Genomic DNA, 14,371 nt, shown 5'->3' on the forward strand with positions numbered 1-14,371 from the left:
TGGGAGCGAGCCTGCTCGCGATGACGGCAGACGCCTCACCACCATCCTGTGAATTGCCAATCTCAAAACATCTACGCAATTTCCAAGATCAACACCTCTAATATGCGCGATTAAATCTCGCAAATCGGTCTAAAAACAGAACTTATCTCAATTTTTCCCGACTGCTTGCGATCCGTCCTCCGCGCGGTTAGGGTTGAGGGCATGAAAACCTCTCACACCCTCATTCAGCTTCGCCAGCACCGCAGCCTGTGCCTCGTCAGCGCACGACTGCCAGGCTGAATCGCGGCACCTCGTTCCGGCTGTAAGCCACCCCCGTTCGAACCACCGGCAGGCCGCCTTTTTCCGGCCACGACAATAAAAGGATTCCCAGATGAGCATGCTCAAAGACCCGTCTTCCAAGTACCGCGCCTTCCCGACCATCAACCTGCCGGATCGCACTTGGCCGTCGAAGACCATCACCGCCGCGCCGATCTGGTGCAGCTCCGACCTGCGTGACGGCAATCAGTCGCTGATCGAGCCGATGGACGCCGCCAAGAAGCTGCGTTTCTGGAAAACCCTGGTGGCGGTGGGCGTGAAGGAAATCGAAGCGTCGTTCCCGGCGGCTTCGCAGACCGACTTCGACTTCGTACGCACCCTCATCGAAGAAGGCCACATCCCGGACGACACCACCATCCAGGTGCTGACCCAGGCACGTGAAGACCTGATCGCCCGCACGTTCGAATCTCTGCGCGGCGCGAAAAAAGCCATCGTCCACCTGTACAACGCCACCAGCCCGTCGTTCCGCCGCATCGTGTTCAACCAGGACAAGGAAGGCGTGAAGGAAATCGCGGTGAACGCGGCCAAGCTGTTCGTCAAATACGCCGCGCAACAGCCAGAAACCCAGTGGCAGTTCGAATACTCGCCAGAAACCTTCAGCGCCACCGAGCTGGAGTTCGCCAAGGAAGTCTGCGACGCGGTGATCGAGGTCTGGAACCCGACGCCTGAGCGCAAGGTCATCCTCAACCTGCCGGCCACCGTGGAAGTCGCCACTCCGAACGTCTACGCCGACCAGATCGAATGGTTCGGTCGCAACATCACCCGTCGCAACAGCGTGCTCATCAGCCTGCACACCCATAACGACCGTGGCACCGGCGTAGCCGCCACTGAACTGGGCCTGATGGCCGGCGCCGACCGTGTCGAAGGCTGCCTGTTCGGCAACGGCGAGCGCACCGGTAACGTCGACCTGGTGACCGTAGCGCTGAACCTCTACACCCAGGGCATCAACCCTGAGCTGGATTTCTCCGACATCGACGGCGTGCGCAAAGTGGTCGAAGAGTGCAACCAGATCCCGGTGCACCCGCGTCACCCCTACGTGGGCGACCTGGTTCACACGGCATTCTCCGGCTCGCACCAGGACGCAATCCGCAAGGGTTTCGCCCAGCAGAAACCGGACACCCTGTGGGAAGTGCCGTACCTGCCGATCGACCCGGCCGACATCGGCCGCAGCTACGAGGCGGTGATCCGGGTCAACAGCCAGTCGGGCAAAGGCGGGATCGCCTACCTGCTGGAGCAGGAATACGGCATCAGCCTGCCACGTCGCATGCAGATCGAGTTCAGCCAGGTGGTGCAGCGCGAAACCGATCGCCTGGGCCTGGAAATGACCGCCCAGCAGATCCATGCCCTGCTCCACAGCGAATACCTGCAAGCCAACACCCCGTACGCGCTGGTCAGCCATCGTCTGCAGGAAGAAAACGGCAACAGCGCCGTGGAAGTCGAAGTGGCCAGCAAGGGCCAGGGCGAGACCAACCTGCACTGGCGCGGAAAGGGCAACGGCGCGCTGGAAGCGTTGGTGGCCGGCCTGCCGATCCCGGTGGAGATCATGGACTACAACGAACACGCCATCGGCGCCGGCACCAACGCCAAGGCTGCGGCATACATCGAGCTGCGGGTCAACGGTGAGCGCGCGGTCCACGGCGTGGGCATCGATGAGAACATCACCACCGCCAGCTTCAAGGCCCTGTTCAGCGCGCTGAACCGCTCCCTGAGCCAGCCGGAAGCCAAAGCGGCCTGATGGTTTAGCTGAAATGCAAAAGGCCCCGGGGTGTGAACCCTGGGGCCTTTTTGTTTGGCTGATGTTTTGTGCTGGCTGTTCCGGCCTCATCGCGAGCAGGCTCGCTCCCACATTGGAATCGCAGCGCCGCACCCTGTGGGAGCGGGCTTGCTCGCGAAGGCGCCCTACCAGATGGCCGAGATGTCAGGCATGGGTATCAATCGAAACAGTCATCGCCTGCAGTAAAGCGGCCTGCAAGGTCTGCAATGTAGCCTGGGTGGCCATGATCTGGGTCTGGATCGCCATGGTCTCTTGGGCTTTCTGCTCCTGGTTGGCCTGGCTTTTCTGCACGCGAGCCAACTGGGCTTGCTGCTCGGCCAGCAGCTTTTCAGTCTGCTCTATCTGTTTTTTTAGCTGTTCGATGACATCGCCACTGCCGCTGGCCGGAGCGCCAGCGATGTTCGCGCCACTGGTGTCAACTTTCAACTGGCGGTCTTTGTCTGCGCCGGCGTCAGTCGATACTGCCGAGCTGACCGCTGCTTCATCTTCCGCACCCTTGATAGAAACCTTGGGTGCAGAGAGTGGGTATGGATTTACCGTGATTGCGCTGATGCTGGTCATAGGGGGACTTCTCCTTGGCTGCCCCGGTTATCGGCCACCATCAGCGCGTCTGAAGGGCTGAATCGTTTCAATCAGATGAATTCGAACGTGTCGGCATCCAGGTTCGCCGGAAAGCGTGTGCGATATGCCGCCAGGTCCGCCGCATTCAAACACACGGTGAACACCCCGTCGGCCTCACCGGCGCTGAGCAGGGTTTCGCCCTGGAAGTCCAACACCTGACTGTCACCGGTATAGGCAAAGCCCTTGCCGTCGTGGCCGATGCGGTTTACCGCTGCCACGTAACACAGGTTCTCGATTGCCCGGGCCGGCAACAGACGATTCCAATGCTGGCGCCGCGCGCCGGGCCAGTTGGCGGTGTACAGCAACAGATCAGTGTCCTCGGCGTCGCGGCTCCACACGGGGAAGCGCAGGTCATAGCAAATCAGCGGACGGATGCGCCAGCCGTTGAGTTCGAACAGCACCTGGCGCTCGCCCGGCGTGTAGTGATTGTGCTCACCGGCCATGCGGAACAGATGACGCTTATCGTAATGCAGCACTTCGCCGTCCGGTCGCGCCCAGAGCAGACGATTGCGATGGCTGCCGTCGGCGGCCTGGATAATCACACTGCCGGTGATCACCGCTTCGAGCTTCGCCGCCTGAGCCTGGAGCCACTTGTGTGAAGGACCGTTTTCCGGCTCAGCCAAGGTCTCGGACTCCATGGAGAAACCTGTGGTGAACATCTCCGGCAGGATAATCAGGTCCGCCCCGCGCGCCTGCGCAAGCAAGCCCTCGAAATGTTCCAGGTTGGCCTGGCGGTCGTGCCAGGCCAGGGTGGTCTGGATCAGCGCCACATTGAGGTTGGGCAAGGCACTCAGATCACGCATAGTTTTTCCGCCGCTTCGCGCAGCGTCTCCTCGCGTTTGGCAAAGCACAGGCGCACCAGGCGCTGGCCTTCGGGTGGGTTCTGGTAGAACACCGAGACGGGGATCGTCGCCACGCCGTGCTCACGGGTCATCCAGACTGCCATGTCGACGTCATTGAGGTCCGGGCGGATTTGCGAGTAATCCACCAACTGGAAATAGGTGCCGGGAACCCGCCTGAAACTAAAGCGCGAAGGGGTCAGCAAGTCACAGAACAGGTCACGCTTGGCCTGGTAGAAGTCCGGCAGCTCTTCGACGTGTTCCGGGTGATCGGCCATGTAGTCGGCCAGGGCGTACTGCAACGGCGTCACGCCGCAGAAGCTGACGTACTGATGCACCTTGCGCAGTTCCGCCGTCAGGGCCGGTGGCGCCACCACGTAGCCGGTTTTCCAGCCGGTGACGTGGTAGGTCTTGCCGAACGAACTGACCACAAAGGCCCGCCGGTACAGCTCTTCATGGGCCAGGACACTGGCGTGGGCGACGCCGTCGAACACCAGGTGTTCGTAGACTTCATCACTGATCAGGTAAATGTCGCGGTCGCGAATCAAGGCCGCCAACTGGTCGAGCTCGACGCGGCTGATCAGGGCGCCACTGGGGTTGTGCGGCGTGTTGAGAATGATCATGCGCGTACGCGGGCTCAAGGCTTCACCGAGCTTCTGGAAATCGATGGCGAAATCATCCAGGCCCAATTGCACATGCACGCAACGGCCACCGGCCAACTCGACGGCAGGTTCATAGCTGTCGTAGCAAGGGTCGAACACAATCACTTCGTCGCCGCTGTGAACCACGGCCGCGATGGCGCAGAAAATCGCCTGGGTCGCACCGGGGGTCACGGTCACTTCCTGATCGGCATCGACGCTGACGCCATAGCTGCGGGCAATCTTCGCCGCAATCTGCTGGCGCAGCGCCGGCAAACCGGTCATGGGCGAGTACTGGTTATGACCTTGGGCCACATGCCGGCCGACTGCATCGCGCAGGGCCTGCGGACCATCGAAATCGGGAAACCCCTGAGACAGATTGAGCGCGCCGGTCTGCGCGGCGAGTTGGGACATCTGGGTGAAGATAGTGATGCCGACATTCGGCAACTTGCTGGTGATCATTGGGGTTCCCTGCGTCTACACCCGGCTCTGGTGCGGCGCGGGAGAGCTCGAGGATAGCCCAATCGCCGGGCATGAAAAAGGGTGCCCATGGGCACCCTCTTATGCTGATCACTCATACCCTCTGGCAACAAGGCCTGTGGGAGCAAGGCTTGCTCGCGATGAACGATAACGCGGTTTAATCTGTACACCGCGGCGCGGCCATCGCGGGCAAGCCTTGCTCCCACAGGTCAACATCCCAACATCCAGATCCAGACTAGATCAACGCTTATCGCGGCGCTTCTTGTCGGCTTTCTTGTGGTGCGACATCAAACGGCGCTTCTTGTTGACCTGACGGTCGGTGAGCGTGTTCTTGTTGCCTTCGTACGGGTTCTCGCCGCCCTTGAACTCGATGCGGATCGGCGTACCGACCAGCTTGAGGACGCGGCGATAAGTGTTTTCCAGATAACGGACGTACGACTTGGGCACTTTCTCGATCTGGTTACCGTGAATCACGATAATCGGCGGGTTGGCGCCACCCAGGTGAGCGTAACGCAGCTTGATCCGGCGGTTGTTGACCATCGGTGGCGCGTGCTCGCCGACGGCGTCTTCCAGGATCTGGGTCAGGCGGTTGGTCGGCCAGCGGGTGACCGCCGATTTGAACGAGTTCTGCACCGACGCGTAAAGGTTACCCACGCCCGTACCGTGCAAGGCCGAGATAAAGTGGATGTCGGCAAAGTCAACGAAGAACAGCCGACGCTGCAGTTCGACCTTGACGAAATCCCGTTCGCTAGGCGTCATGCCGTCCCACTTGTTGATCGCGATGACCAACGCACGGCCGGCTTCCAGGGCGAAGCCCAGCAGGTTCAGGTCGTGATCGACCACGCCTTCGCGGGCGTCCATCACGAAGATCACCACGTTGGCGTCTTTGATCGCCTGCAGGGTTTTGACCACGGAGAATTTTTCGACTTCTTCGTGGATCTTGCCGCGCTTGCGCACACCGGCCGTGTCGATCAGCGTGTACTTCTCTTCGTTACGCTCGAACGGGATGTAGATGCTGTCGCGGGTGGTGCCGGGCTGGTCGTACACGATGACCCGGTCTTCGCCGAGCATGCGGTTGACCAGCGTCGACTTGCCGACGTTCGGACGGCCGATGATGGCGATCTTGATCCCGTCTTTTTCGCTAGGCCCAGGAATGCGCTTGGCTTCCTCGCCTTCGGCAACGATTTCTTCTTCGCCGTCTTCCGGTTCGTCTTCGTCGTCTTTCGGGAAGTCAGCCAGGGCGATTTCCAGCATCTGGGTGATGCCCCTACCATGCGCACCAGCAATCGGAATCGCCTGGCCCATGCCCAGCGGAGCGAACTCGGCGCGAGCCATGTCCGGATCGATGTTGTCGACCTTGTTGGCCACCACGTAGGAACGCTTGTTACGTTTGCGCAAATGCTCGGCGATCATCTGGTCGGCGGCGGTAAAACCGGCCTTGGCGTCTACCAGGAACAGCACCACATCCGCTTCTTCAATGGCGAGCAGCGACTGCTCGGCCATTTTTTCGTCCATGCCGTGTTCATCACCGGAGATGCCGCCGGTGTCGACCAGAATATAGGTACGCCCTTGCCACTTGGCCTCACCGTATTGGCGATCACGGGTCAGACCGGACAAGTCGCCGACAATGGCGTCGCGAGTCCTGGTCAGGCGATTGAACAAGGTGGACTTGCCGACGTTCGGTCGGCCCACCAGGGCGATTACGGGAACCATGCGGCTCTCCACTTCGTTATTTCAGAAAATACAAAAGCCGCTGCGAGGCAGCGGCTGGTGCTCGGAGGCAGTCCTGTGGGAGCGGGCTTGCTCGCGAAAGCGGTGTGTCAGTTAACAGATTTTCTTCTGATACACCGTATTCGCGAGCAAGCCCGCTCCCACAAAGGACGGGCCGCTTGAGATCTAGCCCCAAGCATAGTCTTACTTGATGGTCAGGGCTTCCAGTTTGCCGCTGTTGCCATACACATAAATCATATTGCCCACCACCAGCGGACGGGCCCGCAGGCCGTCGCTGTCGATGCGCTCGCGGCCGACAAAGCGACCGTCCACCTGGCTGAGCAGGTGCAGGTAACCTTCCAGGTCACCGACTGCAACGTAGCTGGAGAACACTTCCGGGGCCGACAGTTGACGACGGGCCAGGGAATCGTTGCTCCACAATGCGGTGGTGGAACGCTCGTCGACGCCTTCAACCGTGCCCGAGGACAGGCTCACGTAGACGCTGCCAAAACCTTGGGCGACACCGGCGTAGCTGGACGCATCGCGCTGCCACAGTGGGCGACCGCTTTCCAGGTCCAGCGCCGCAACGCGGCCCTGGTAACTGGCGACATACAGCGTCTCGCCAGACAACAGCAGGCCGCCGTCGATATCGACCACACGCTCCAGTTCCGAACGGCCCTGCGGGATGGCCACGCGCTGTTCCCAGACCGGCACGCCGTTGGAAACATCCAGGGCAACCACTTTACCGGTCGACAACCCGGCCACCGCCAGACGGTTGGTCACGATCGGTGCACTGGTGCCGCGCAGGGTCAGTACCGCCGGAGTGCTGTCGTACAACCAGCGCTGCTCGCCAGTAGCTGCATCCAGACCGATCAGGCTGTCATCCTGGGTCTGTACCACCACCACGTCACCGTTGGTGGCCGGCGGTGCGAGGACTTCACTGGTCACGCGGGCGCGCCATTTCTCTTCACCGCTGCTAGCGTCCAGGGCCACGATTTCGCCCTTGAGCGTGCCGATCATGACCAGCCCGTAACCCACGCCAACGGCGCCGGAAACGGGCAGTTCGAGATCCTGCTCCCATTTGACGTCGCCGTTGATGCGGTCCATCGCCATCACCACGCCAGTGACGTCGGAGGCATAAATAGTGTCGCCATCGATGGCCGGCACCAGCATGTTGTAGGTTTCACCCTGGCCGTCACCAATGGAGCGGCTCCATTGCTTCTGCAGCACGACTTCTTCTTTGAAGTCGGTCAGTTCGGCCGGTGGCAGTTCTTTCTTGCTGTTGCTGCTGCAACCCGCGGCCAGAATGGCCAGAGCCAGCAATGCTGCATGTTTCCAACGGATCACGTCACGCATCCCCTTTGGCCAGGTCGTCCAGCTTGATTTGCAGGCCACCGACCGCGGCTTCATCCGACAGCGCAGCCTTGGCTTTTTGGTAGGCCGCATGGGCCTCATCAGCACGACCAAGCTGTACCAGCAGGTCGCCCTTGAGTTCTTCGCGGGTCGCCAGGAACGCCTTGTCGGCATCACCGTCGAGCAGCTTCAACGCCTCTTCGGCCTTGTTCTGCGCCGCCAGCACCTGCGCCAGACGCTGACGCGCCACTTCGCCCAGGGTCGGGTTGACCGGCTTGTCGACAATGGCCTTCAGCTCGGTGGCGGCGTCGTCCAGCTTGCCGGTGTCGACCGCGACCTTGGCCACGAACAGGCGGCCATATTGCGCATAGGCCGTGCCGCCGAATTCGTTGTCGAGCTTGCCGGCCAACTCCGCCACGCGGGCAGCGTCAGGCTTGCCGTCCGGGGTCAGGGTGGTTTCCAGCAACTGCTGATAGAGCATCGAAGCGCCTTGCGCCTGGTTGCTCTGGTATTTCTGCCAGGCCTGCCAGCCGAACACGATGACCAGCGCCAACAGGCCGCCAGTGACCAGCGGCTTACCGTTGCGCGTCCACCAGTCCTTCAAATCCGCCAGCTGTTCATCTTCGGTACTCGACACCCCAATACTCCTTAATCGCTAAATCGGCTGTTTGACAGCTTCAACCCTGCACGACGCAGGTGGCCAGGTGTGCGGCAAGCGCATCCCAGGCAATGCTTTGTTGTTCGCCCTGGCCACGCAGGGGTTTGAAACCTACCACTTGCTGGGCCAATTCGTCGTCACCGAGAATCAGTGCATACAACGCACCGCTCTTGTCGGCCTTCTTGAACTGGCTCTTGAAGCTGCCGCCGCCGGCGTTGATCTGCAGGCGCAGGTTGGGCAACTGGTCGCGGACTCGCTCGCTCAGCGCCAGGGCCGCCAGTTCGGCTGCTTCGCCGAAGGCGCACAGGTAAACGTCGACCTGACGGGCGATTTCTTGCGGAATCTTGTCCAGCGTCTCAAGCATCAACACCAGACGTTCGATGCCCATGGCAAAACCCACGCCCGAAGTCGGCTTGCCGCCCATCTGCTCCACCAGCCCGTCGTAACGGCCGCCGGCACACACCGTGCCCTGGGCCCCCAGCTTGTCGGTGACCCATTCGAAGACGGTCTTGCTGTAGTAGTCCAACCCGCGGACCAGCTTGGGGTTGATGACGTAGGGAATGCCGACGGCGTCCAGGCGCGCCTTCAGGCCTTCGAAGTGCAGACGGGACTCTTCGTCGAGGTAGTCAGCCATTTTTGGCGCATCGACCAGGATCGCCTGCGTGTCGGCGTTCTTGGTATCCAACACCCGCAGCGGATTGGTCTTGAGGCGGCGCTGACTGTCTTCGTCCAGCTTGTCCAGGTGAGCGGACAGGAATTCCACCAGCGCTTCGCGGTAGCGCCCACGGGACTCGCTGGTGCCCAGGCTGTTGAGTTCGAGCTTGACCGCATCACGAATGCCCAGCTCGCCCCACAGGCGCCAGGTCAATACGATCAGCTCGGCGTCGATGTCCGGACCGTCGAGGTTGAATACCTCCAGGCCGATCTGGTGAAACTGGCGATAACGACCTTTCTGCGGACGCTCGTGGCGAAACATCGGGCCGATGTACCAGAGTTTCTGCACCTGGCCACCACCGGTAATGCCGTGCTCGAGCACTGCACGCACGCACGCCGCCGTGCCTTCTGGGCGCAAGGTCAGCGAATCGCCGTTGCGGTCTTCGAAGGTGTACATCTCTTTTTCGACGATGTCGGTCACTTCGCCGATGGAACGCTTGAACAGCTCGGTGAACTCGACGATCGGCATGCGGATCTGCCGATAACCGTAGTTATCCAGCAAACGCGCCACGGTGCCCTCGAAATAACGCCACAGGGGCGTCTGCTCGGGCAGGATGTCGTTCATGCCACGAATGGCTTGCAGGGACTTGCTCACAGGTAATCCTTAAATTCGTTCGACTCAACCACGCGCGATTACAGCAGCGTCGGCTTCGACCTTTTCGGCCGCTTTCTGGCGGATCAGCCGTTCCAGTTCATCCACCAGATTGTCATTCGTCAGTTTCTGCGACGGCTTGCCGTCGATATAAATCAGGTTCGGTGTACCGCCGGTAAGGCCGATATGGGCTTCCTTGGCTTCACCTGGCCCGTTGACCACGCAACCAATCACCGCGACATCCAGCGGCACCAGCAGGTCTTCCAGGCGCCCTTCCAGCTCGTTCATGGTCTTGACCACATCGAAGTTCTGCCGAGAGCAACTTGGGCAGGCGATGAAGTTGATGCCACGGGAACGCAGGTGCAGGGACTTGAGAATGTCGTAGCCGACTTTCACTTCCTCCACCGGATCGGCCGCCAACGAGATGCGGATGGTATCGCCAATTCCTTCGGCGAGCAGCATACCGAGGCCGACGGCGGATTTCACCGTGCCCGAACGCAACCCACCGGCTTCGGTGATGCCCAGGTGCAACGGCTGGACGATTTCCTTGGCCAGCAGGCGGTAGGCTTCGACGGCCATGAACACGTCGGAAGCCTTCACGCTGACCTTGAAGTCCTGGAAGTTCAGGCGCTCCAGGTGCTCGACATGGCGCAGGGCCGACTCCACCAGCGCAGCCGGGGTCGGTTCGCCGTATTTCTTTTGCAGGTCTTTTTCCAGGGAACCGGCGTTGACGCCGATGCGGATCGGAATACCACGGTCGCGGGCGGCATCCACCACCGCACGCACGCGGTCTTCGCGACCAATGTTGCCCGGATTGATGCGCAGGCAGTCCACACCCAGCTCGGCCACGCGCAGGGCGATGCGGTAGTCGAAGTGAATGTCGGCCACCAGCGGCACTTTGACCAACTGCTTGATTTTGCCGAACGCCTCGGCGGCGTCCATGTCCGGCACGGAAACCCGCACGATATCGACACCGGCGGCTTCCAGTCGGTTGATCTGCGCAACGGTGGCGGCGACGTCGTTGGTGTCGCTGTTGGTCATGCTTTGCACAGCGATGGGCGCATCGCCGCCAACAGGAACGTTGCCGACCCAGATCTTTCGCGATTCGCGACGTTTGATTGGAGATTCGCCGTGCATGACTTATTGACCCAACTTCAGGCGAGCGGTCTCGCCACTGGTGAACGGAGCCACGTCGACCGGTTGGCCGTTGTAGCTGACCTGCGCGCCACGGGCATAACCCAGGCGCACGGCAAACGGCGGCGTGCCGTTGACGGAAGCACTGTCGCCCTTGCGCTTGAGGCCACTGAACAGCACCTTGCCGGTGCCATCGGTGATCTGCGTCCAGCAGTCGGCGGTAAATTGAATCTGTACCTGGCCTTGACCGGCGGCGGGAGCGACAGGCGCTACCGCAGGGGTGGAGGCTGTCGGAGCGGCTGGCGTTGCGGCTGGCGCGGCCGGAGTTTCGACGACAGGGGCTGGCGTGCTTGGTACAGCCGGCGCTTGAGTAGCCGGCGCATTGGCGGTCGGGGCTGGCGCGGCGGGTGCAGCGGGCACGTCTGCCGGAGCGGCCGGCACACTCGGTTCGGCACCCACGGCGGGATCAGCGCCATCCTGCCCCTGAGGCAACACCAGGGTGGTCTCCCCGGCGCTCTGGCCTTCCATCACAGCCTGATCTTCAGGCTCGTCCAGCGGATGTATGCGGGTGGTGCCGTCGGCGCCTTCGACTTCGACATGCTCAGGGTTCATGGCAATGGGATCCTTGGCGCGCAAGGCAGCCTGGTCCTGCCACCAGAGGAAACCGCCACCAATCACCGCGATCAACAGCAACAAACTGACGATTCGCAAAATGGTGTGGGAAACGCGAACCGGCTCTTCGATGCGACCCAGGCTGTGCACGCTGCTGCCCTGGGCGTCGGAACCGGTGTATTGATCGAATTGCTGGACCAGTTCGGTCTGGTCCATGCCGAGCAATTTGGCGTAGGCACGGATGTAGCCCCGGGCAAAAGTATGCCCGGGCAGCTTATCGAACGCGCCCGCTTCCAGGTTGCCCAGGGAAGCCACAGTGAGATTGAGCTTGAGGGCCACCTCTGCCAGCGACCAACCATTGCTTTCGCGAGCTTGGCGCAGGGTCTCACCGGGATTTACGCGAGTCGCTGCTACAACTTCAGGATGCGCCGCTTTCATCATTGCTCCGACAGGTATTGCTGATATTCCGGCGTACCGGGATAGAGTCTTTTTAGTTGCAGGCCAAAACTGGCGGCCTTGTCACGATCTTCAAACACGTGGGCCAGCCGAACACCGAGCAATAGACTACGTGCATTTTGCTCGCTCAGCAGGCTAAAACGTTCGTAATAATCGCGCGCGGGCACATAATGCCTGTCTTCGTAAGACAACTCAGCCATTTCCAGCAATGCCCGCGGCTGCTGGCGGTTGAGCCGCAGGGCTTTTTCAAGTTGCTGGCGAGCCAGATCACGCTGGCCAAGTTTCGAGGCCGTCATGCCCAGGTTCTCGAAAACCCGTGAGCGTTCGGGATAAAGGGTGTCGGCGGCCGCCTGTTCGAAGCGCTCGTAGGCTTCTTTATAGCGCTCCTGCTCGAAGAGGAAACTGCCGTAGTTATTCAGGATCCGTGCATCCTGCGGCTGGGCAGACAGCGCCTTGCGAAAATGCGCGTCGGCCAGCTCAGGTTCCATCTCGGCCTGGAATACCAACGCCAGGGCCGCATTGGCATCGGCATCTGAATCATCCAGCTCCAGGGCTTTCTTGAGCGGCACCTTGGCTCGCTCGGTCATGCCCTGTTGCAGATAGCCTATGCCCAATTGCACATAGGCTTCACGCGCCTCGTCGCGCCCCTTGCTGGTTTTCATGGGGTTGTAGTCACCCGACAGAACACAACCGGTACAAAGACCGGCCAACAGCAACAGCAGCGCGAAGCGCAGGGACATAGAGTTCCTCTCTTAGTGACTGTTCGCAGCGTTTTGCGCAACATCGTCGGCGGCGTTCAACTCACGCACGGCAATGTAGCGCTCACTGCGACGGGTGCGATCCAGCACCTGTCCTACCAATTGGCCACACGCGGCATCGATGTCTTCGCCGCGGGTGGTGCGCACGGTGACGTTGAAGCCAGCGTGGTGAAGCTGATCCTGGAAGCGACGAATCGCGTTGTTGCTCGGACGTTCATAGCCGGAATGCGGGAACGGGTTGAACGGAATCAGGTTGATCTTGCAAGGGATGTTCTTGAGCAACTCGATCATCTCGACCGCATGTTCAACCTTGTCGTTCACGTCCTTGAGCAGCGTGTACTCGATGGTCAGCACGCGTTTTTCGCCCAGGGACGACATATAGCGCTGACACGATTCCAGCAGCATCTTAAGCGGGTATTTCTTGTTGATCGGCACCAATTGGTTACGCAATGCGTCATTGGGTGCGTGCAGCGACAACGCCAGGGAGACGTCGATGTGCTTGGCCAGCTCATCGATCATCGGCACCACGCCGGAGGTAGACAGGGTCACCCGGCGCTTGGAGATGCCATAACCCAGGTCATCCATCATCAGGTGCATGGCAGCGATGACGTTGTCGAAGTTCAGCAGCGGCTCACCCATGCCCATCATCACCACGTTGGTGATGGCACGGTCGACGGTCGCCGGGACGCTGCCAAAGGATTTGTTGGCAATCCACACTTGGCCGATCACTTCGGCGGCGGTGAGGTTGCTATTGAAGCCTTGCTTGCCGGTGGAGCAGAAACTGCAATCCAGGGCACAGCCTGCCTGGGACGAAACGCACAAGGTGCCGCGTTTGCCCTGGGGAATGTAAACGGTCTCGACGCAGCTGCCGGACGCCACGCGCACCACCCATTTACGGGTGCCGTCGCTGGAGATGTCCTCGCTGACCACTTCCGGACCGCGAATTTCAGCAACGGCCTTGAGCTTTTCGCGCAGGGCCTTGCTGACATTCGTCATGGCGTCGAAGTCGTCGACGCCAAAGTGGTGAATCCATTTCATCACCTGGCCGGCACGGAAACGCTTCTCCCCGATCGAGTCGAAGAATTTCTCCATTTCCGGCTGGGTCAGGCCCAACAGGTTGGTTTTGCCGTTCGATGTAGTCATGGATTCACCTTCACTCAAAAGCCTGGGCTTAGCGAGTGGTTACTTCAGTAGCGGAGAAAAAGTAAGCGATTTCGCGAGCAGCAGCGGCTTCGGAATCCGAACCGTGAACAGCGTTGGCGTCGATCGACTCAGCGAAGTCAGCACGGATGGTGCCGGCAGCAGCTTCTTTAGGGTTGGTGGCGCCCATCAGCTCACGGTTGCGAGCAATGGCGTTTTCGCCTTCCAGCACCTGAACAACAACCGGACCGGAAGTCATGAAGGCAACCAGCTCACCGAAGAAACCGCGCTCGCTGTGCTCAGCGTAGAAGCCTTCGGCTTCGGCCTTGGACAGCTGCTTCATTTTCGAAGCTACAACGCGCAGGCCAGCGTCTTCGAAGCGGGTAACGATCTTGCCGATCACGTTTTTAGCAACGGCGTCAGGCTTGATGATGGAGAAAGTACGTTGAACAGCCATGGTGTAACTCCAGAAACGGTAATTTGCGAAAAATTAAACCCGCGAATTATACGCGGGTTCTTGGGTATTGCCTAACTGCGTCTGCCTACGTGTAGGAGCTGCCGAGCGAAGCGAGGCTGC

The 14,371-nt window shown here is 60.6% G+C and carries 13 protein-coding genes; 1 reads left to right on the plus strand and 12 read right to left on the minus strand.

From position 1 onward, the window contains the following. Positions 1-370 precede the first annotated feature (370 nt). Complete coding sequence (leuA, locus tag HU811_RS16975; protein ID WP_186657072.1) at positions 371-2,050, plus strand: 2-isopropylmalate synthase; 1,680 nt, start codon at positions 371-373, stop codon at positions 2,048-2,050. A gap of 183 nt (positions 2,051-2,233) precedes the next feature. Here the strand turns inward: leuA and HU811_RS16980 are convergent, their stop codons facing one another. From HU811_RS16980 to ndk, 12 genes are all read right to left on the minus strand, one after another. After that, positions 2,234-2,650: a hypothetical protein gene (locus HU811_RS16980; RefSeq protein WP_092454046.1), complete on the minus strand. Its 417-nt coding sequence runs from the start codon at positions 2,648-2,650 to the stop codon at positions 2,234-2,236. Positions 2,651-2,721: 71 nt separating this feature from the next. Beyond that, the gene (locus tag HU811_RS16985) at positions 2,722-3,513 is read right to left on the minus strand and encodes an amidohydrolase (RefSeq protein WP_092402688.1); all 792 of its coding nucleotides are present in this window, start codon (positions 3,511-3,513) and stop codon (positions 2,722-2,724) included. Further along, entirely contained in the window at positions 3,501-4,649 is a 1,149-nt protein-coding gene (locus HU811_RS16990; RefSeq protein WP_186657073.1) for a pyridoxal phosphate-dependent aminotransferase, read from the minus strand. The genes HU811_RS16985 and HU811_RS16990 overlap by 13 nt, the downstream gene beginning before the upstream one ends. Before the next feature lie 258 nt (positions 4,650-4,907). Continuing rightward, positions 4,908-6,380, minus strand: a complete 1,473-nt coding sequence (gene der, locus HU811_RS16995) for a ribosome biogenesis GTPase Der (protein WP_076386232.1) — start codon at positions 6,378-6,380, stop codon at positions 4,908-4,910. A 201-nt stretch (positions 6,381-6,581) separates the two neighbouring features. Further along, the gene (gene bamB, locus HU811_RS17000) at positions 6,582-7,733 is read right to left on the minus strand and encodes an outer membrane protein assembly factor BamB (protein ID WP_186657074.1); all 1,152 of its coding nucleotides are present in this window, start codon (positions 7,731-7,733) and stop codon (positions 6,582-6,584) included. Then, complete coding sequence (locus tag HU811_RS17005) at positions 7,726-8,367, minus strand: YfgM family protein (RefSeq protein WP_076386234.1); 642 nt, start codon at positions 8,365-8,367, stop codon at positions 7,726-7,728. Before HU811_RS17005 ends, bamB begins: the two co-directional genes overlap by 8 nt. A 40-nt stretch (positions 8,368-8,407) precedes the next feature. Beyond that, positions 8,408-9,697, minus strand: coding sequence for a histidine--tRNA ligase (hisS, locus tag HU811_RS17010; RefSeq protein WP_092402611.1), 1,290 nt, complete (start codon positions 9,695-9,697; stop codon positions 8,408-8,410). A gap of 24 nt (positions 9,698-9,721) precedes the next feature. Further along, positions 9,722-10,831 carry a flavodoxin-dependent (E)-4-hydroxy-3-methylbut-2-enyl-diphosphate synthase gene (gene ispG / locus HU811_RS17015; protein ID WP_003185136.1) on the minus strand — a complete coding sequence of 370 codons (1,110 nt, stop codon included), beginning with the start codon at positions 10,829-10,831 and terminating at the stop codon, positions 9,722-9,724. Between the two features lie 3 nt (positions 10,832-10,834). After that, positions 10,835-11,878, minus strand: coding sequence for a RodZ domain-containing protein (locus HU811_RS17020; RefSeq protein ID WP_186657075.1), 1,044 nt, complete (start codon positions 11,876-11,878; stop codon positions 10,835-10,837). Beyond that, positions 11,878-12,636, minus strand: a complete 759-nt coding sequence (pilW, locus tag HU811_RS17025) for a type IV pilus biogenesis/stability protein PilW (RefSeq protein ID WP_092402606.1) — start codon at positions 12,634-12,636, stop codon at positions 11,878-11,880. Before pilW ends, HU811_RS17020 begins: the two co-directional genes overlap by 1 nt. Before the next feature lie 12 nt (positions 12,637-12,648). Beyond that, positions 12,649-13,797, minus strand: a complete 1,149-nt coding sequence (gene rlmN, locus HU811_RS17030) for a dual-specificity RNA methyltransferase RlmN (RefSeq protein WP_047227475.1) — start codon at positions 13,795-13,797, stop codon at positions 12,649-12,651. 28 nt (positions 13,798-13,825) lie between these two features. Then, positions 13,826-14,251: a nucleoside-diphosphate kinase gene (gene ndk, locus HU811_RS17035; protein WP_042727994.1), complete on the minus strand. Its 426-nt coding sequence runs from the start codon at positions 14,249-14,251 to the stop codon at positions 13,826-13,828. Between the last annotated feature and the right edge of the window lie 120 nt (positions 14,252-14,371).

This window comes from Pseudomonas tehranensis, from assembly GCF_014268615.1.
Taxonomy (GTDB): domain Bacteria; phylum Pseudomonadota; class Gammaproteobacteria; order Pseudomonadales; family Pseudomonadaceae; genus Aquipseudomonas; species Aquipseudomonas tehranensis.

What these genes read in the sequence shown, in the direction of transcription:
- leuA (WP_186657072.1), top strand. Translation starts at nt 371, where the DNA reads ATGAGCATGCTCAAAGACCCGTCTTCCAAGTACCGCGCCTTCCCGACC.
- HU811_RS16980 (WP_092454046.1), bottom strand. Translation starts at nt 2,650, where the DNA reads ATGACCAGCATCAGCGCAATCACGGTAAATCCATACCCACTCTCTGCA.
- HU811_RS16985 (WP_092402688.1), bottom strand. Translation starts at nt 3,513, where the DNA reads ATGCGTGATCTGAGTGCCTTGCCCAACCTCAATGTGGCGCTGATCCAG.
- HU811_RS16990 (WP_186657073.1), bottom strand. Translation starts at nt 4,649, where the DNA reads ATGATCACCAGCAAGTTGCCGAATGTCGGCATCACTATCTTCACCCAG.
- der (WP_076386232.1), bottom strand. Translation starts at nt 6,380, where the DNA reads ATGGTTCCCGTAATCGCCCTGGTGGGCCGACCGAACGTCGGCAAGTCC.
- bamB (WP_186657074.1), bottom strand. Translation starts at nt 7,733, where the DNA reads ATGCGTGACGTGATCCGTTGGAAACATGCAGCATTGCTGGCTCTGGCC.
- ispG (WP_003185136.1), bottom strand. Translation starts at nt 10,831, where the DNA reads ATGCACGGCGAATCTCCAATCAAACGTCGCGAATCGCGAAAGATCTGG.
- HU811_RS17020 (WP_186657075.1), bottom strand. Translation starts at nt 11,878, where the DNA reads ATGAAAGCGGCGCATCCTGAAGTTGTAGCAGCGACTCGCGTAAATCCC.
- pilW (WP_092402606.1), bottom strand. Translation starts at nt 12,636, where the DNA reads ATGTCCCTGCGCTTCGCGCTGCTGTTGCTGTTGGCCGGTCTTTGTACC.
- rlmN (WP_047227475.1), bottom strand. Translation starts at nt 13,797, where the DNA reads ATGACTACATCGAACGGCAAAACCAACCTGTTGGGCCTGACCCAGCCG.
- ndk (WP_042727994.1), bottom strand. Translation starts at nt 14,251, where the DNA reads ATGGCTGTTCAACGTACTTTCTCCATCATCAAGCCTGACGCCGTTGCT.